This window comes from Streptomyces sp. Ac-502, from assembly GCF_045222935.1.
In the GTDB taxonomy this organism is placed as follows: domain Bacteria; phylum Actinomycetota; class Actinomycetes; order Streptomycetales; family Streptomycetaceae; genus Streptomyces; species Streptomyces monomycini.
The window spans coordinates 1,519,945-1,538,457 of record NZ_JBHFFO010000001.1; the positions used below are offsets into that span (position 1 = coordinate 1,519,945).

The 18,513-nt window shown below is 72.4% G+C and carries 12 protein-coding genes and 5 pseudogenes; 15 read left to right on the forward strand and 2 right to left on the reverse strand.

Annotation, left to right across the window (positions count from 1 at the left end):
* Positions 1-93: 93 nt before the first annotated feature.
* The 10 genes and pseudogenes from bioD (at position 94) to ACEXOX_RS06915 (ending at position 11,407) form a co-directional block, all read left to right on the forward strand.
* A pseudogene (bioD, locus tag ACEXOX_RS06870) lies at positions 94-785 on the forward strand (dethiobiotin synthase).
* A gap of 69 nt (positions 786-854) precedes the next feature.
* On the forward strand, positions 855-1,532 hold the full coding sequence (locus tag ACEXOX_RS06875; RefSeq protein ID WP_406519551.1) for a class I SAM-dependent methyltransferase: 678 nt from the start codon (positions 855-857) through the stop codon (positions 1,530-1,532).
* Between the two features lie 55 nt (positions 1,533-1,587).
* Positions 1,588-2,886 (forward strand): alpha/beta hydrolase family protein, encoded by a 1,299-nt coding sequence (locus tag ACEXOX_RS06880; RefSeq protein ID WP_406519552.1) that lies wholly within the window; start codon positions 1,588-1,590, stop codon positions 2,884-2,886.
* Positions 2,887-3,058: 172 nt separating this feature from the next.
* Positions 3,059-4,039 carry an ABC transporter ATP-binding protein gene (locus ACEXOX_RS06885; protein ID WP_406519553.1) on the forward strand — a complete coding sequence of 327 codons (981 nt, stop codon included), beginning with the start codon at positions 3,059-3,061 and terminating at the stop codon, positions 4,037-4,039.
* Positions 3,937-6,512 (forward strand): annotated as a pseudogene (locus tag ACEXOX_RS06890) (ABC transporter permease). Before ACEXOX_RS06885 ends, ACEXOX_RS06890 begins: the two are co-directional and overlap by 103 nt.
* A 56-nt stretch (positions 6,513-6,568) precedes the next feature.
* Positions 6,569-7,459, forward strand: a complete 891-nt coding sequence (locus tag ACEXOX_RS06895; RefSeq protein ID WP_406519554.1) for an LLM class F420-dependent oxidoreductase — start codon at positions 6,569-6,571, stop codon at positions 7,457-7,459.
* Positions 7,460-7,586: 127 nt separating this feature from the next.
* Positions 7,587-8,014, forward strand: a pseudogene (locus tag ACEXOX_RS06900) (GNAT family N-acetyltransferase).
* A 202-nt stretch (positions 8,015-8,216) separates the two neighbouring features.
* A complete protein-coding gene (locus tag ACEXOX_RS06905) occupies positions 8,217-9,557 on the forward strand; it encodes a hemolysin family protein (RefSeq protein ID WP_406519555.1) in 1,341 nt (446 codons plus the stop codon).
* Positions 9,554-10,606: a hemolysin family protein gene (locus ACEXOX_RS06910; RefSeq protein WP_406519556.1), complete on the forward strand. Its 1,053-nt coding sequence runs from the start codon at positions 9,554-9,556 to the stop codon at positions 10,604-10,606. Before ACEXOX_RS06905 ends, ACEXOX_RS06910 begins: the two co-directional genes overlap by 4 nt.
* A 12-nt stretch (positions 10,607-10,618) precedes the next feature.
* Positions 10,619-11,407 carry an SGNH/GDSL hydrolase family protein gene (locus ACEXOX_RS06915; protein ID WP_406519557.1) on the forward strand — a complete coding sequence of 263 codons (789 nt, stop codon included), beginning with the start codon at positions 10,619-10,621 and terminating at the stop codon, positions 11,405-11,407.
* A gap of 216 nt (positions 11,408-11,623) precedes the next feature.
* Here ACEXOX_RS06915 and ACEXOX_RS06920 read toward each other — a convergent pair whose 3' ends face one another.
* Entirely contained in the window at positions 11,624-11,995 is a 372-nt protein-coding gene (locus ACEXOX_RS06920; RefSeq protein WP_406519558.1) for a MerR family transcriptional regulator, read from the reverse strand.
* Between the two features lie 112 nt (positions 11,996-12,107).
* On the opposite strand from ACEXOX_RS06920, the pseudogene ACEXOX_RS06925 reads away from it, so the two are divergent.
* The 5 genes and pseudogenes from ACEXOX_RS06925 (at position 12,108) to ACEXOX_RS06945 (ending at position 17,300) form a co-directional block, all read left to right on the forward strand.
* Positions 12,108-13,177, forward strand: a pseudogene (locus ACEXOX_RS06925) (alkene reductase).
* Positions 13,178-13,459: 282 nt separating this feature from the next.
* Complete coding sequence (locus ACEXOX_RS06930; protein ID WP_406519559.1) at positions 13,460-14,935, forward strand: family 2B encapsulin nanocompartment shell protein; 1,476 nt, start codon at positions 13,460-13,462, stop codon at positions 14,933-14,935.
* Positions 14,932-15,992, forward strand: a pseudogene (locus tag ACEXOX_RS06935) (family 2 encapsulin nanocompartment cargo protein terpene cyclase). The gene ACEXOX_RS06930 and the pseudogene ACEXOX_RS06935 overlap by 4 nt, the downstream one beginning before the upstream one ends.
* Positions 15,993-16,061: 69 nt before the next feature.
* Entirely contained in the window at positions 16,062-16,901 is an 840-nt protein-coding gene (locus tag ACEXOX_RS06940; protein ID WP_406526252.1) for a geranyl diphosphate 2-C-methyltransferase, read from the forward strand.
* A 261-nt stretch (positions 16,902-17,162) separates the two neighbouring features.
* Positions 17,163-17,300, forward strand: coding sequence for a hypothetical protein (locus tag ACEXOX_RS06945; RefSeq protein ID WP_406519560.1), 138 nt, complete (start codon positions 17,163-17,165; stop codon positions 17,298-17,300).
* A gap of 24 nt (positions 17,301-17,324) precedes the next feature.
* Here ACEXOX_RS06945 and ACEXOX_RS06950 read toward each other — a convergent pair whose 3' ends face one another.
* Complete coding sequence (locus ACEXOX_RS06950; RefSeq protein ID WP_406519561.1) at positions 17,325-17,792, reverse strand: cyclic-phosphate processing receiver domain-containing protein; 468 nt, start codon at positions 17,790-17,792, stop codon at positions 17,325-17,327.
* Positions 17,793-18,513: the final 721 nt, after the last annotated feature.

The following is an 18,513-nucleotide window of genomic DNA, read 5'->3' on the forward strand; positions in this document are numbered from 1 at the left end:
AGGCCCGGCTCGGCCCCGTATCCATCAGGCCCCGGGGGCTCCGTACGCGGAGCCCCCGGGGCGACACCCTGCTCGACGACAGGAGAACCCGACGTGTCGGTGCTGTTCGTGACCGGAACCTGCACAGAGATCGGCAAGACCGTGACCACGGCCGCCCTCGCCGCGACGGCGCTCGCCCAGGGCCGGTCCGTCGCGGTGCTCAAACCCGCGCAGACCGGAGTCACCGCCGACGAACCGGGCGACGCGGCGGAAGTCGTCCGCCTCGCGGGCCCCCGGGTCACCACCGCCGAACTGGCCCGCTATCCCGAGCCGCTGGCGCCCGAGACCGCCGCGCGCCGCGCCGGCCTGCCGCCCGTACGGCCCGAGGAGATCGCGGAGAAGGCGGACAAACTGGCGGCCTCGCACGACCTGGTCCTGGTCGAGGGCGCGGGCGGCCTGCTCGTACGGTTCGACGAGCAGGGCGCGACCCTCGCCGACGCGGCGCGCCTGGCCGGAGCGCCCGTACTGGTGGTGGCCCAGGCGGGCCTGGGAGCGCTCAACGCGGTGGCGCTCACCGCACTGGCCCTGCGCACCTACGGGATCGACTCCCCGGAGTGGTGGTGGGCAGCTGGCCCGCGGCCCCCGGTCTCGCCGCCCGCTGCAACCTCGGCGACTTTCCCCAGGCGGCCGGCGCTCCGCTGCTGGGGCGCGTGCCGGAGGGCGCCGGGAGTCTGCCGTCGGAGGAATTCCGCGCGCAGGCTCCGGGCTGGCTGGCCCCCGCCCTGGGCGGTACCGCCGCGCTTTGACAGTGGTGTCCCGGCGCGGCACGGCGGACACTCGAACCGGCGAACGTCGTACGGCGAAGGGATCCGGCCATGTCACAGCGCACGAGGGTCGAACGAGGAGTCGTGCACCATCCGGTCTTCGCCCGGTGGTACGTGCGGATCGCGGACCACCGCACCGGGCTCACGGCTCTGCGGCACGACCTGCTGGCCGGACTCTCGGGCCGGGTGATCGAGATCGGTGCCGGTACGGGCGCGAACTTCGCCCACTACCCCCGTACGGTCGCGGAGGTCGTGGCCGTCGAACCCGAACGCACCCTGCGGCAACGGGCCCTGACCGAGGCGGCCCGGGCCGGCATTCCGGTGGACGTCGTCCCGGCTACCGCGGAAGCCCTGCCGGTCAAGAGCGAAGCTTTCGACGCGGCGGTGGTGTCGCTGGTGCTCTGCTCGGTACGGGACGTCCAGCGCTCCCTGTCGGAACTGCGGCGGGTGCTGCGGCCGGGCGGCGAACTGCGCTTCTTCGAACACGGACGCTCCCTGCGCCACGGCCCCGCCACCGTGCAGCGCGCGCTGGACCGTACGGTGTGGCCCCTGCTGATGGGCAACTGCCACCTGGCCCGCGACCCGCTGGCCGAACTGCGCACCGCCGGCTTCACCATCAGCACCTGCCGCCGCAACCGCATCCTGGGCCCCGGCCCCGCCCTGCCGTGGACGGTGCTGGGCGTGGCACGACGGGCCGGGGAGGTCCGACAGGATGATGACGGTGGCTGACGACCAGACTTGAGGCTGACGCGCCGCGCTGGTGCCCGGCTCTAGCGTCTGGCACATGATCAGACTATTCCGGGCGGCCGGAGTCGCCGCCCTGTCCCTGTCACTCGGTCTTCCCCTGCTCCCCCAGCCGCTCGCCGCGGCAGCGGACAGGTCCCGGGCCGCGTCCTCGTCGGCCACGGACCACCAGGACACCACGGACCGCCAGGGCACCACGGACCCGAAGACCACCGCGCGGCTGCGCCTGCCCGCCCCCACCGGGCCGTACGCGGTCGGCCGGTCCACCCTGCCGCTCGCCGACCACAGCCGCCGCGACCCCTGGGTCCCCACGGCGACGTCTCGCGAGCTGATGGTCGGCCTCTACTACCCGGCGCACCGCGGCACGGGCACGTCCGCGCGGTACGCCACCGTCGAGGAGAGCCGGCACCTGATCAAGGCCCAGGGCTGGGAAAACAGGGTGACTCCCGAAGCCTTGAGCACCACGGCCGTGCACAGCCGCACGGACGCCCGCCCCGCGTCCGGCACGTACCCGCTGCTCATCGTCTCGCCCGGCTTCTCCGCGCCCCGCTACTCCCTCACCAGCCTCGCGGAGGACCTGGCCTCCCGGGGCTACGTCGTCGCGACGGTCGACCACGCCTACGAGAGCACCGGCACGGCCTTCCCCGGCGGCCGGATCCTGACCTGCGCCGCCTGTGAGCAGGTGAACGGCACGGAGGACGGCCCCCGGCGCGCGACCGTCGGCCGGGGCCAGGACGTCTCGTTCGTGCTGGACCGGCTCATCGGACACCAGTCCGCCTGGCGCTACTCCCACCTGATCGACGAGCAGCACATCGGCATGGCCGGACACTCGCTCGGCGGCGCGAGCGCCGGCTCCGCCATGGCGCGCGACAGCCGCATACGGGCCGGCGTCAACATGGACGGGGCGTTCCAGGACCCCGTACCCGCCGGCGGTCTCGGCTCCCGCCCCTTCCTGATGCTCGGTACCGACAACGAGGTGCACCGGCCGGGCGGCCGGGACCGGACCTGGGACCTGGCCTGGAGCCGTCTGGACGGGTGGAAGCGCTGGTTGACCGTGGCCGGTGCCGACCATTTCACCTTCAGCGACGCCCCCGTCATCGTCGATGCCCTCACCCCGCCCACCACAGACGTCACGGACACCACAGGCACAACAGCATCCCCGGCCCCGCAGCCCCCACTGTCCGGCCAGCGCTCGGTCGCCCTCACCCGTACCTACGTGGCGGCGTTCTTCGACCAGCACCTGCGGCACCTGCCGCAACGCCTCCTCCAGGGCCCCACGAAGGACAACCCGGAGGTGAAGTTCCACCGTCCGGCACCGGCCGGCCCGCCCGTCCCCTGACCACCGGGCCGTCCGCTGCCCACCGGGACCGTCCGCCGGCCCCGCTTCCGGGCACCGGCGCCCGGAAGCGAGCCCTCAGGGGGATGCCAGGACGACGGAAGCTGTCCTACTGTCGTGGGCCACGCGGGAGTTGCCGCCCCGTAAGGCACGGGGCCGACGTCGGGAGGCTGAGGTGTCCACACCGGTCCCGGGTACGGCGGAGAGCGCCGCGGCAGGCGGCGAGGCGGCCGCGCGGGCGGTGGCGCTGGTCAAGACGTACGGGACGGGCGAGGCCCAGGTCGTGGCGCTGGACGGCGTCGACGTGTCGATCGGGCGGGGGCGGTTCACGGCGGTGATGGGGCCCTCCGGTTCGGGGAAGTCCACCCTGATGCACTGCCTGGCGGGGCTGGACACGGTGTCCGGGGGCCGGGTGTGGCTGGGCGGCCGGGAGATCACCGGCCTGGACGACCGGCAGTTGACCCGGCTGCGCAGGGACCAGGTCGGCTTCGTCTTCCAGTCGTTCAACCTGCTGCCCACCCTGACGGCCGAGGAGAACATCACCCTGCCCATGGACATCGCGGGCCGCAAGCCGGACCGGGAGTGGCTGCGCGAGGTGATCAGCACGCTCCGGCTCGGTGACCGCCTGCGGCACCGGCCCTCCCAGCTCTCCGGCGGGCAGCAGCAGCGAGTGGCGTGCGCCCGGGCGCTGGCCGCCCGCCCCGCGCTGATCTTCGCGGACGAGCCGACCGGCAACCTGGACTCCCGCTCGGGTCTGGAGGTGCTCCAGACCCTGCGGGAGGCGGTGGACGGCCTCGGGCAGACGGTCGTGATGGTCACCCACGACCCGAACGCGGCGGCCCACGCCGACCTGGCGCTCTACCTGGCGGACGGCCGGATCGTGGACGAGATGACGCGGCCCACCGCGGAGTCGGTACTGGCCCGGATGCAGGTCTTCGCGGCGGGCCCGAAACCGCCCTCACCCACCGGCCCCGGCCGCACTCCGGAACCACCCCCGGTTCCACCCCGGGTCCGGCCCCCGACCCCGGCCCGCTTCCGAACGGCTGACCCGCCGTGTTACGGGCCACGCTCCGGAGCTTCTTCGCGCACCAGGGCCGGCTGCTGCTCTCCGCCCTGGCCGTGGTGCTCTCGGTGGCGTTCGTGGTGGGCAGTCTGATCTTCTCGGACACCACGGGCGCCACCTTCGACCGCCTCTTCGCCTCGACCGCCTCGGACGTCCAGATCGCGCCGCGGCAGGACTTCGACGCGCCGGGCGGCATCGGCGCGGCCGCCACCCCGACCGTGCCGGCCGCCCTGCGGAACCGGGTCGCCGGGGTGCGGGGGTGGCGGACGCGCAGCTCGACGTACAGGTGGAGCGGGTCACCGTCACCGACGCCCGCAACAGGCCGGTGGGGCCGGCCCGGAACGCGCCGTCCATCGCCGCCAACTGGGCCCCGGGCGAACACAGCCCGGTACGGGTGACCGAGGGCCGCCCGCCGCGCGGTCCGGGCGAAGCGATGGTCGACCGGGACACCGCGGACCGGGCAGGTCTGCGGATCGGTGACACGCTGCACGTCATCGCCCCGCCGGGCACTTTCCCCGTACGGATCGTCGGCATCGCCGCCTTCACCACCACCAACCCGGGCTCCTCCCTGGTCTTCCTGGAGACCCGGGCGGCCCAGCGCGGCCTGCTGGGCCGCACCGACCAGGCGACCGGGGTGTCCGTGGACGCCGCGCCCGGCGTACCGGACAGCGTGCTCGAACGCCGGATCGGCGCCGCGCTGGGGGCCGACGCCGCCGCGTACGACATCCGGACGCGGGCCGAGCAGCGGAAGACGCAGGCCGATCAGCTGGGTGATGTCCTGAGCGTGCTGAAGTACATGATGGTGGGCTTCGCGGGGGTCGCCGTACTGGTCGGCGTCTTCCTGATCGTCAACACCTTCTCGATGCTGATCGCGCAGCGCACCCGGGAGCTGGGCCTGCTGCGGGCGCTCGGCGCCGACCGCCGCCAGGTGCGCCGTTCGGTGCTGCTGGAGGCGTTGCTGCTGGGCGTCTTCGGTGCCACGGCCGGGCTGGCGGCGGGCGTCGGTCTCGCGGTGCTGCTGGTCATCGCGATGGGCTGGTTCGGGCTGCGGCTGAACGCCGCCGACCTGGTGCTGAGCTGGCCGACGGTGGTCGCCGCGTACGCCGTCGGGGTGGGCGTGACCTTCGTCGCCGCGCTGCTCCCGGCGCTGCGGGCGGGCCGGATCTCCCCGATGGCCGCCCTCGCCGACCTGGAACTGCCCGGCGCCGGACGGCCGTTGCGCCTGCGCGCCGCCGCCGGATCGCTGGTGGGTGCGGTGGGCACGGCCGCGCTGGCGGGGTGCGCGCTGAGTGACCGTACGGCGGTCGCCGGGTCGCTGCTGGCGCTCGGGGTCCTGCTGACGCTGGTGGCCGGGGTGATCGCGGGGCCGCTGCTGGTGCGCCCGGTGATCCGCCTGTTCGGGCGGGGCCTGGAGCCGGTGTTCGGCGCGGTGGGGCGGATGAGCCGCCGCAACGCGCTGCGCAATCCCCGCCGTACGGGGGCGACGGCGGCGGCCCTGATGGTGGGGCTGGCGCTGGTGACCGGGCTGTCGGTCGCCGGGGCGTCGGCGGCCGCTTCGGTCGACCGGCAGATCGACCGGACGCTGGGCGCCGATTTCGTCGTGCAGAACCCGTCGTTCGCGCCGTTCTCCGACGAGATCACCGACCGGGTGCGCGCCGCCCCGGGGGCCGGCACGGTCGTACGCCAGCGGATCGTCCCCCTGAAGCTGCTGCTGCCGGGCGGCCGGACGGTCACGACGGTGGCCGGGGCCTTCGACCGGGACTTCGACGCCGTGGCGAAGGTGACGTACGCGGCGGGCAACACCGCGGCGGCGCTGACGCCCGGGCAGGTCGGTATCCAGGCGGAGTTCGCGCGGGAACACGGCCTGCGGGTGGGCAGCCGGCTGGACGCGGTACTGCCGTCGGGGAAGCCCGCCCGTTTCACCGTCGGCGCGCTGACCGAGAACGCCGGTTCCGGGCCCGGCACCCGGGGCGGTGTCTTCATGGGGATGAGCACGCTGGAGAAGTACGCGCCGGGCGGGCAGAACTCCGTGCTGTACGTGAACGCCGCGGACGGCACCGACCCGGCGCGGCTGCGGGCCGCCCTGGAGTCGGCGCTCAAGCCGTTCCCGCAGGTCCAGGTGCACGACCGGGCCGACTACAAAGAACTGGTCAGTGGTCAGATCCAGGGACTGCTCAATCTGCTCTACGGGCTGCTGGGGCTGGCCGTCGTCATCGCGGTGCTGGGCGTCGTCAACACGCTGGCGCTGGCGGTCGTGGAGCGCACCCGTGAGATCGGGCTGCTGCGCGCCGTCGGCCTGTCGCGCAAGCAACTGCGCCGGATGATCCGGCTGGAATCGGTGGTGATCGCCCTGTTCGGCGCGGCACTCGGGCTCGGCCTCGGACTGGTCTGGGGCGTCGCCACGCAGCGGGTGCTGGCGCTGGAGGGCCTGCCGTCGCTGGCGGTGCCGTGGGCCACGGTGGCCGCGGTGGTGGTCGGCTCGGTCCTGGTCGGGCTGCTGGCGGCCCTGCTGCCCGCGCTGCGCGCGTCCCGGCTCGACGTACTGGCCGCCATAGCCCATGAGTGACCGGCGCGCCCGCCGCCGACCGGCTCCGACCCGCATCCCGCATCCCGAGGGGGCCCATGCCACGCCCGTTCCGCTTCGGCGTCAACATGCTCACCATCGAAACCGGGTCCGCCTGGTGGCAGAAGTGCCGCCGGGCCGAGGCCCTGGGGTACGACGTGCTGCTCGTACCGGACCACCTGAGCCGGCCCGCGCCGTTTCCCGCGCTGGTCGCCGCCGCCGAGGCGACCGAGCGCCCGCGGCTGGGCACCTTCGTCCTCAACGCTGGCTTCTGGAACCCGACCCTGCTCGCCCGCGAGGTGGCCACCACCGACCTGCTCACCGACGGCAGGCTCGAACTGGGCCTGGGCACCGGCTACGTACGCGCCGAGCACGACAAGGCGGGCCTGCCCTGGGGCACCCCTGGCGAACGGGTGGACCATCTCGCCCGTACGGTGGAGGAGTTGGACCGGCTCCTCGGCGACCCGGAGCACGCGCCGAAGACGGCCCAGCGGCCCCGGCCGCCTCTGCTGATCGGCGGCAACGGCCCGCGCATGCTGCGCCTCGCCGCCCGGCACGCCGACATCGCGGCCTTCACCGGCAGCCGGGCCGCGCCCGGCAAACCGGAGGGCACCCTCGCACTCCTGACGCCCGACGAACTCGACGTCACGCTCACCGTCTACCACCAGGCCGCCGTGGACCGCCCGGCGCCGGCCGAACTGAACATCCTGGTACAGCGGGTCATGGTCACCGACGACCGACGCGCCCCCGCACGCGAGCTCGCCGCGCACGGCCTCGGTGTGGACGAGGAACAGGCCCTGGACATCCCGACCTTCCTGTTCGGCACAGTCGCGCAGATGGCCGAACAGCTCCACGAGCACCGTGAGCGCTACGGCTTCTCGTACATCACCGTGCTGAGCCCCTCCATGGAGGCGTTCGCGCCGGTCATCGAGGAACTGAAGGGCGGTTAGCGCGGCCGGTCGGGCTGCGGCCCGCCGTACGGACCGGGGCGCGCGGCCTCCGGTCCGTACGGGCACGCCGTCTCGGACTCCGAAAGCCGATGGCGGCGCCCCGCCGTTCCGTGCTTGGCTCACGCACATGATCGATCTACAGATACGGACGGCCGAACCGGACGACGCGGAGGCCGTGCTCGCCTTCTGGCGCGCGGCCGCGGAGGGCACCTCCATCACGGACGACGTGGACGGGGTGACCCGGCTGATCGGCCGGGACCCGCAGGCCCTGATCCTCGCGGAGTCCGGCGGGGCCCTGGTGGGCTCCGTCATCGCCGGGTACGACGGCTGGCGGTGTTCGCTGTACCGGCTCGCGGTGCTGCCCTCGTACCGCCGCCAGGGGTGGCGACGGCGCTGCTCGAAGCGGCCGAGCGGCGCTTCCTGGCCGTGCGGGGCCGGCGTGGGGACGCCATGGTCCTGGAATCGAACGAGCGGGCCCAGCGAGCGTGGGCGGCCGCCGGCTACCGACGCGAGGACCACTGGCGGCGCTGGGTGAAACCGCTGGTACGGGCCTGACCGGCCCGGCCCGCCGCTCCCCCGCACCCGTCACCCGACGAATCACCACCTGTTTTGCTCATCCTTTACCATGGATGCTTCTTACGTCTCCCGATGAAAGGAGTGAGCGTCCAGCCATGGGCGAGCCTCCCAGTTGTCGTTCCGTCCGCGTCCGAGGCGCGAACCTCCCGGTCCTGTTCGATCATGGGACGGAGGTGACCCGATGACCGAGCTGCTCCTCCTGGCCGTGGCCCTGCTCCTGACCCTGGCCTGCGGCGTCTTCGTCGCGGCCGAGTTCTCGCTGACGACCGTCGAGCGCAGCGACCTCGAACGTGCCGCGGAGCGCGGCGAACGGGGCGCGGACAGCGCGCTCACGGCCGTCCGCGGCCTGACGTTCCAGTTGTCCGGCGCCCAGCTCGGCATCACCGTGACCGGCCTGGTCATCGGCATGCTCGCCAAACCGTCGATCGCCGTCCTGCTGGCCGGCCCGCTCGACGCCCTCGGCCTGCCGCCCGCCGCCGGTGACTCCGTGGCCCTGGTCCTCGGTACGGCCGTCTCCACGGTCGTCCTGATGGTCATCGGCGAGCTGGTCCCCAAGAACTGGGCCATCTCCAGTCCGCTGCCCGTCGCCCGCCGGGTCGCCACCGCACAGCGCGGCTTCAGCGCCGCTTTCAAGCCGCTCATCGGGCATCTGAACAACACCGCGAACCGGATGATCCGCCGGATGGGCATGGAGCCCGCCGAGGAGCTGGCCTCCGCCCGCGGCCCGCAGGAGCTGGTCGCGCTGGCCAGGCACTCCGCCAAGGAGGGCGCCCTGGAGCCGGACACCGCCGAGCTGTTCGTCCGCACCCTCGCCCTGGCCGACCTGACCGCGGAGAACGTGATGACGCCGCGCGTGCAGGTCACCGCCCTGGACGTGCAGTCCACGGCGGAGGACGTGGCCGTCGCGACGCGCGCCACCGGCCTGTCCCGCTTCCCCGTCTACCGCGGCAGCCTGGACACCGTGGTGGGCGTCGCGCACATCAAGGACGTCCTGGCCGTCCCCGCCGAGCGGCGTCTGCGCCACCCGGTCGCCGAGCTGCTGCGCGAGCCGCTGCTCGTACCGGAGACGCTGACCGTCGACCGGCTCCTGGACCGGCTGTCCGGCCGGCAGACGATGGCCGTGGTCATCGACGAGTACGGCGGTACGGCGGGCGTCGTCACGCTGGAGGACATCGTCGAGGAGGTCGTCGGCGAGGTACGCGACGAGCACGACCCGATGGAGACGCCGGACCTGGCCCCGGCGGGCGAGGACGCGGACGGCCGCGCCCGCTACGAGGCGGACGGCGCGGTCCGCACCGACCAGCTCGAACAGATCGGCCTGAAGCTGCCGGAGGGCCCGTACGAGACCCTGGCCGGCCTGATCGCCACCGAGCTGGGCCGGATCCCGGCCGCCGGGGACCGCCTGGAGGCCGCGGGCTGGCGGATGGACGTCCTGGACGCCTCCGGCCACCGCGCGGCGCTGGTACTGCTGCACGCGCCGCTGCCGGACAGCGACGACGAGACCGGGGAGGAGACCCGATGACCGCGCTCCAGTTGTTCATCGGCCTGCTCACGCTGGTCGTCAACGCGTTCTTCGTGGGCGCCGAGTTCGCGATGATCTCGGTGCGCCGCAGCCAGATCGAGCCGTACGCCGAGGACGGCGACCGCCGTGCGGGCCGGGTCCTGTGGGGGCTTCAGCACGTCTCCGGCGTGATGGCGGCCGCGCAGCTGGGCATCACCCTGTGCACCCTGGTGCTCGGCGCTGTCGCCGAGCCCGCCATCGCCCACCTCCTGGAGCCGGTCTTCGACGCGGTCGGCATGCCGGACGCCCTGGTCCACCCGGTCTCCTTCGTCCTTGCGCTGGCCGTGGCGACGTATCTGCACATGCTCTTCGGCGAGATGGTGCCGAAGAACGTCGCGCTGGCCGAGCCGGTGCGTACCGCGCTGCTGCTGGGGCCGCCGCTGGTCGCGCTGACCCGCGCGCTGCGGCCGGTGATCTTCGCGATCAACACGCTCGCCAACGCGCTGCTGCGGCTGCTGCGGGTGGAGGCGAAGGACGAGGTGGCCGCGACGTTCTCGGACGACCAGCTCGCGAAGATGGTCGAGGACTCGCAGGCCGCCGGGCTGCTGGACGACCGGGCGAAGGAGCGCCTGCGGGACGCCCTGGAGCTGGGCCGCCGCCCGGTCGCCGACGTGGTCGTACCCGTGGAGAAGGTCGTCACGGCCCGGCTGGGCATCACGCCGGAAGGGGTGGAGGAGCTGACCGCGACGTCCGGTTTCTCGCGCTTCCCGGTCGTCGACAGCACCCGGCGCATCCTGGGATATCTGCACGTCAAGGACGCGCTGGACGCCTCGCCGCGGGATCTGCCGTTCCCGCTGTCCGCGCTGCGGCCGATCGCCCGGGTACGGGCCGGCACGCCGCTCGACGATGTCCTGTCGGCGATGCGTGCCTCCCGTACGCATCTGGCGGCGGTCATCGGCACCGACGGCCGGCTGGCGGGCCTGGTCACGATGGAGGACGTGCTGCGCGAGCTGGTGCTCCAGCAGCAGCCCGAGAAGGCCGCTCCGGCCGGGGGCGCGTCCCGCAGGTAGGATTCCTCCGCCATGGAGATCAATGCCACCTACACCAGTTTCGTCGCGGTGGGCGACAGCTTCACCGAGGGCATGTCCGACACCCTGCCGGACGGCTCGTACCGGGGCTGGGCGGATCTGCTGGCCGCCCGGCTCGCGGCCCGCACCCCCGGCTTCCGCTACGCCAACCTCGCGGTGCGCGGCAAGCTGATCGGGCAGATCCTCGACGAGCAGACCAATCCGGCGGCCGCGACCGGCGCGGACCTGGTCACGCTGGTGGGCGGGCTGAACGACGTACTGCGGCCCCAGTGCGACGTGGACCGGGTCTGCGCCCTCCTGGAGGAGGCCGCGGGACGGCTGGCCAAGGACTGCGGCCAGCTCGTCCTGATGCGCAGCCCCGGCCGGCAGGGGCCGGTCCTGGAGCGGTTCCGGCCCCGTATGGAACAGCTCTTCGCGCACATCGACGCGCTGGCCGCGCAGCACGACGCGATCGTGGTGGACCTCTTCTCCTCCCGCGCGCTGGCCGACCCCCGGATGTGGGCCGAGGACCGGCTCCACCTGAACAAGGCCGGGCACGAGCGGGTGGCCGAGGCCGTCTGGCAGGCGCTCGGTCTGCCCGCCGAGTCCGACTGGGACGCGCCGTTGCCCGCCTTCGTCCCACCGGGGTGGGCGGCCCGGCGCGCCGCGGACGTGCGCTTCGCGCGGCAGCACCTCGTGCCGTGGATCGGCCGGCGCCTGACCGGCCGGTCCAGCGGGGACGGCCGCGCGCCGAAGCGTCCTGACCTGCTGCCGTACGAGGCTGTGCGGCAGCGGGAGGACTGAGGCGGCGCGTCGGGAGTCCGGCCGTCCCGCGCGTCCTCACTCCCCCGCGCCGGCCGTCGTCCGTGCGCCGGCCGTCGTCCGTGCGCCGGCCGTCGTCCGTGCGCCGGCCGTCGTCCGTGCGCAGTGCTCGCGATCTCGTCGCCGGCCGTCGTTGCCGCGCCCCCGCCACACGCCCGCCCGCACTCCGCTCCCCGGTGCCGAGCCCACTCCGCGCGCTCACCCGGAGCGGCAGGGAACACCGGTCTGCCACGACTCGGTGGAGGCGGCGATGACCGCGTCGAGCCGGTCCCGGGTGCCCACCAGGTCTCCGATCCGCCGGTCGAGCTTCTCCCGCTCGGCCGAGAACCAGGCGAGCAGCTCCGGGGTGACCTGACCGTTGTCGACGCACGGCAGCATCGTCCGGATCGACTTGCTGGACAGCCCCGCGGCGTAGAGCTCCTGGATCGTCCGTACGCGGAAGACCGCAGCCTCCGGATAGAGCCGCTGGCCGCTGGCGCTGCGCTCCGAGGTGAGCAGTCCCTGCTCCTCGTAATAGCGCAGAGCCCGCACGCTCACGCCCGCCCTGGTGGCGAGTTCACCGATCCGCATCGTGCCCCCTGAGTGTTCCGGCTCACACAGCTTGCCTCTGACGTCGACGTCAGCTTTTAGCGTAGCGAACGCACGCCCCACCCCACTCACTGCGAAAGCAAAGGACACCCCTGTGACCAGCTTCTTCGACAGTTTCCCGCTCGGCGGCCTCCGACTGCCCAACCGTCTGGTGATGGCCCCGATGACGCGGGCCCGAGCCGCCGCCGACGGCATACCGAACCGTACGGCGGCGGCCTACTACGCCCAGCGGGCGACCGCCGGACTGATCGTCAGCGAAGGTGTACAGCCGAGCGCGCAGGGCCAGTCCAACCCGTACACGCCCGGTCTGCACAACGACGCGCAGGTCGCCGCCTGGCGACCGGTGACCCAAGCGGTGCACGCCAGCGGCGGCCGGATCTTCGCCCAGCTCATGCACGGCGGCCGGGTCGGGCATCCGGATGTCGTCGGGTACCACCCTGTGGCGCCGTCCGCGGTCGCCCTGAAGTCCGAGCTGTTCACCGGCCCCAAGGGGCGGCGGCCTGCCCCCGTACCCCGCGCGTTGTCGACGGCCGAAGTCCGGGGCGAGGTCCGAGTCTTCGCGGACGCCGCGCGGCGGGCGGTCGACGCCGGCTTCGACGGCGTCGAACTGCACGGGGCCAACGGCTACCTCATCCAGCAGTTCCTCTCCTCGAACGCGAACCTGCGCACCGACGCCTACGGCGGTTCCGTCGCCGGCCGTATCCGTTTCGCCGTCGAGGCCGCGGAGGCCGCCGCCGACGCCATCGGCGCCGACCGCGTCGGCATCCGGCTCTCCCCGGCGGCACCGTCTGGGACATGGCCGAGGAGGACGTTCCCGGGCTGTACGGCGCCCTGTTCGACGCCCTGGCTCCGCTCGGCCTCGCTTACGTGCACATACTGGCCACGGCGGAGGAAGAGCTGCTCGTCGCGTTGCGCAAGGCGTGGCCGAGCGCGTTCATCCTCAACCCGGGCGGGCAGATCGGCCCGCGGCCGGGCGACCGGGAGAGCGGTGAACACTGGCTCGGCCTCGGTGCGGATCTGATCAGTTACGGCCGTCCCTACATCGCCAACCCCGACCTGGTCGAACGCTTCCGTGCCGGGCTGCCGCTGCGCGAGGCCGACCCGGAGACGTGGTACACGGGCGGCGACACCGGATACCTCGACTTCCCGAGCCACCAGTACTGACCCACGGCCGCGACAACCGCCGTACGCGGCCCCGGATCTCAGACCCGGGGCCGCTGACCAGTGCGAGCCCGCCAGTCGCTCCCAGCCCTCCGACGGGGGCGCACACCAGCGCCACGCGCCCCTTTATCCCACCATCAGATGTTTATGCCTCGCGGACGCAAGGGCGCCCCCTTTCACGCCGTACCGGCGGCACACTTCCACCTGTTTCGCTTATTGCCGCACACGGCCCTCCTTGTTCACCAACGGCCGTTCCCCTCACTCCTGTTCACCCCCGGAGGAAATGTGCCCGTACCGGACCGCGTCCCCGACCGTGTCCCCGGTTCCGCAGCCGAAGAGAACGCTCCCGACCCGTCCGCGGACAGCGCGCTCACCAGCCTCAGCACCCAGGCCGCACGCCAACTGGCGACCACCACCAAGACCCGGCCCCAGATGCAGGCCATCACCTCCCGATGGCTGCTGAAAATGCTGCCGTGGGTGGACGTCAAGGGTGGTACCTACCGGGTCAACCGGCGCCTGCAGCTCCGTACCGGCCGTGGCCGCGTCCAGTTCGAGCACAACGGCGCGGACGACATCAAGGTGATCCCGCGGACCCTCACCGAGCTGCCCGCCCTGCGCGGTTACCCCGACACCGAGGTGCTCAAGGAGATCGCCGGCCGCTTCCGGGTGCGGGAGGTCCGGGCCGGTCAGGTCCTCTTCGAGGCGGGGCAGCCCGTCTCCGAGGCGTACCTCGTCGTCCACGGGCGGTTCACCCGCTACGCGCCCGGCAAGTACGGCGAGCAGGAGGTCGTCGGTGTCGTCACGGACGGCGACCAGATCGGGGACGAGGCGATCGGCCGCCCCGACCCGCGGTGGCCGACGTCGGTCCGGGCGGACACCGCGGGCGTCCTGCTGGCGCTGCCCTGGGACGCGCTCCGGGAGTTCACCGACCGCGCGCCCTCCCTGGCCGCGCATCTGACCGCGTACGCGGAACGGCAGCGGCGGCCGATGAACCGCCGGGGCGAGGCGGACGTACCGGTGCGGGCGGGACACGTCGGCGAACCGTCACTGCTCGGCGGATACGTCGACTACGACCTCACCCCGCGGGAGTACGAACTCTCACTGACCCAGAGCGTGCTGCGCGTGCACTCCCGGGTCGCCGATCTCTACAACGAACCGATGGACCAGACACAGCAGCAACTCCGGCTCACGGTGGAGGAGATCCGCGAGCGCCAGGAGTGGGAACTGGTGAACAACCGGGAGTTCGGACTGCTGCACAACATCGACTACGGGCAGCGCATCAGTACCCACACCGGCCCGCCCACCCCCGACGACATGGACGAGCTGCTGTCCATGCGCCGTAAGACGCGGTTGTTCCTGGCCCACCCGAAGGCGATCGCCGCCTTCTTCCGGCAGTGCAACAAGCGCGGCCTGATACCGGGCTCGGCGGACGTCGACGGGCACCAGGTCCCGGCCTGGCGCGGAGTCCCGATCTTTCCGTGCGGCAAGATCCCCGTCAGCGAGTCACACACCAGCAGCATCATCGCGCTGCGGACCGGCGAGGCCGACCAGGGCGTCGTCGGCCTCTACCAGACCGGTCTCCCCGAGGAGCACCAGCCCGGCCTGAACGTCCGCTTCATGGGCATCGACCAGGCCGCCGTCATCAACTACCTCGTCACCGCCTACTACTCGCTGGCCGTCCTCGTGCCGGACGCGGCCGGTGTCCTGGAGAACGTCCAGCTCGGCCGGACCGCCGACCGACCAGTGGAGTACGGACCATGAGCACATCCAGTACGACCACCAGCGCCGCGTTCGGGATGCCCGGCCCGCCGAGCCTCGCCCGCACCCGGCCGACCCGGCGCGGCGGCGCCGTCCCCGGGCTGAGGTACCAGCCCGCCGCCCCGGCCGACCCGGAGAAGGCCGCGGAGATCGACCGCAGGCTGGAGGACTGGGCCCGCGGGCTGGACCTGTTCCCCGCGCAGTGGACCGGCGACTTCACCGGCTTCCAGTTCGGCCGGGCCGTCGCCCTGCAACATCCCCGCGCGGCCGACCTCGAACGCCTCACCGCCGCGGGCAAACTGCTGCTGGCCGAGAACATCGTCGACACCTGCTACTGCGAGGAGGACGAGGGCAAGGGCGGCGCGCGCCGCGGCCTGGGCGGCCGGCTGATCATCGCCCAGTCGGCCCTGGACCCGTTCCACGGCACCCCGGAGACGGAGGCGGAGTGGCGCGAGGGAGTGCAGGCCGACGGTCCCCTGCGCTCGTACTACTGGGCCTTGAAGGACTACGCGGCCCTGGCGACCCCCAGCCAGACCGACCGGTTCGTCCACGACATGGCCCGGCTGCACCTCGGCTACCTCGCCGAGGCGTCCTGGGCGGAGGCACGGCACATGCCGCGTGTCTGGGAGTACCTGGTCATGCGGCAGTTCAACAACTTCCGCCCCTGCCTGTCGATCGTCGACGCCGTGGACGGCTACGAGCTGCCCGAGGCCGTGTACGCCCGTCCGGAGATCCAGCGGATCACCGCCCTGGCCTGCAACGCCACCACCGTCGTCAACGACCTGTACTCCTTCACCAAGGAGCTGGCGAGCGACCCGGACCACCTGAACCTGCCCCAGGTGGTGGCCGCCAACGACCGGCGCGGTCTGAAGGCCGCCTACCTCAGAAGCGTCGACATCCACAACCAGATCATGGAGACGTACGAGACGGAGGCGGCCGAGCTGGCCGCGACCTCCCCCTCGTGGAGCGCTACACCCGGAGCCTGTCCGACTGGGTGGCCGGCAACCACGAATGGCACGCCACCAACAGCGACCGCTACCACCTGCCCAACTACTGGTAGACCGATCCAGCGCACCACGGCAAGGAGTCACCGTTGACCACTGCGCACGCCCCGGCCGCTCGCCCGCTCATGCCGACCCAGTCCACGTACCAGGCCCGCGTCGCGGACTACTGGAACGCCGAGGAGAACCCGGTCAACCTGGAGCTCGGCAAGATCGACGACCTGTACCACCACCACTACGGCATCGGAGAAGCCGACCGGTCCGTACTGGACGAACCGGACCCCGTCCGGCGCCGCGAACGCCTCACCGGCGAACTGCACCGCCTCGAACACGCCCAGGCGGAACTCCTCGCCTCCCACCTCGGCGCCCTGACACCCGGCGACCGCGTCTTCGACGCCGGGTGCGGACGCGGCGGCGGCAGCGTGGTCGCGCACCTGCGCCACGGCTGCCACAGCGACGGGGCCACCATCTCCGCCAAGCAGGCCGACTTCGCCAACGAGCAGGCCCGCAAGCGCGGCATCGACGACAAGGTCCGCTACCACCACCGCAACATGCTCGACACCGGCTTCCCCACCGGCGCGTACGCCGCGTCCTGGAACAACGAGTCGACCATGTACGTCGAGCTGGACCTGCTGTTCGCCGAGCACGCCCGGCTGCTGCGGCGCGGCGGACGCTACGTGGTGATCACCGGCTGCTACAACGACGCCTACGGACGCGCCTCCCGCGAGGTGTCCCTCATCAACGCCCACTACATCTGCGACATCCACCCGCGATCGGCGTACTTCCGCGCGATGTCCCGCCACCGCCTGGTCCCCGTACACGTCGAGGACCTCACCGAGGCCGCCCTCCCGTACTGGGAACTGCGCGCCCAGGCCGACCACCTGGTCACCGGCATTGAGGAAACCTTTCTGACCGCGTACCGCAACGGCAGCTTCCAGTACCTGCTGATCGCCGCCGACCGGATCTGAGAAGGCCATCGGGCCCCGCCGGGCCGACTGTGGGGCGCCCGGCGGGGCCGCCGCGTTTCTCGGGGCCGCCTCCGTCATCTCCGGGCTGATGAACATCGCAGTACAGCGGAGCCATGATGGATGTAGATCCCCTCAAGGGGTGGCCGAGCTGGGAGCACGCTGATGGATGTGTGCCCGGCGCCCTCGGATTCACGAGGGCGCCGGACTACCGGCTGCGGCCTGGACGGCCACCATCTCGGTAGCCACGCGGTCGGCACCTCCGTGGAGGATCGCGGTGAGTTCGTCCGCAGCGGCGGCTTCGTCCGGGATCAAGCCGAGTTGGTGGCGGGCACCGTCGACGGACACGATCCGGTCACGCAGCTCGATCTCCAGGATGTCGCCGCTCGTGTCGGACGCTGACGTCTCAACCCCGTGTCGGACTCCCTAAGCCGTTGCCCGCCGGACTTGGTAGTTCCAGCGTGTGAGCGACCGGACGACGGTTTCCGAGCCGATGGGGTTGGCGCTGTGCACGAAGACCGTTCCGATGCGGAAAGGCTGCCCGTCGAAGGCAGCTTCTTCCATGAGCGTCACCACGGGCATGATGCTGTCGTCGCCGCCGAGATCGTGGTCCAGCCAGAGTTCGTCGATGAAGCTGTCGCGGTGCTCTTGCAAGAGCCGGATACCTTCATGGCTGGTGCGGGCGATCCGCGTGGCCCACGGTAGCGGTCGCAGGACGTCAATGCCGAGAATGACGGGCGCCGGTGCGGCTGGTTGCTCTTTCACCTGACCATCATCACAGTCGGGCGACCGCAGGAAGCACGGTACGCATCCGGCGACACCACCACGGACGTTCTCCCGCGAGATCACCAGCCGCGGCAGATCATCCCGCCCCCTCTCCAACCGGTCGGCCAACTTCGCCAGGGGGCGTCAAGTTCCTCCACTCGCCGCCCACCGCCGCACGTGCTCCAAACGCACCCGGCACCACCGCCGCACCGAACAGAAGCTGCCCCGCAGATGCTGCGCGATTACGTCGTTGCCTGCCCGGCGGCGACATCCCGGCCGCATCCACCCGGATGTGCTCGCGAAACACCCGCCGCTCAGCCCTCGGATCACCGCCGGACGGAATGTCCATGACTCCGGCGTCCGGTGGCGTCCACCAAGTGCCAGTGATGAGCAACGACCGCCGCATCACCTTCCTCGTAGCGACCCCGGACAACCCCGGCCTGCGCGGGATCGCCACCCTCCCCGTCGAAGAGTGCGGATGCATCACCCTCAGTGACGCATCAGCCACCGACGCCGCCCAGATCGCCCACTGGCTGCGTGACATCTTCAGCCCTTCACCAGACCTCATCCGCTCCGCGGTCAGTAGCGCGCCGGGGACCGTCACCTTCGCGGACACGGTCAGCTCGGTGTCTCGGTCGGCAACGGTGGCTCGCCGGGCCAATACCTCGCGGGCGAGCCAGCGCTTCCGCCGACATGTCCGTCCGCTCCTTCACACATCGGGCGGAAGCCGCGCGCCGCCATCGAGACGGGACTCACGAGCCCCCGACAAGCGCCCGGCGCTCCACGAGGCGCGCTCCAGCCAAGCCCACACGGCCCCGCGGCGGCGGCTGACAGAAGTACCTGGACGCGA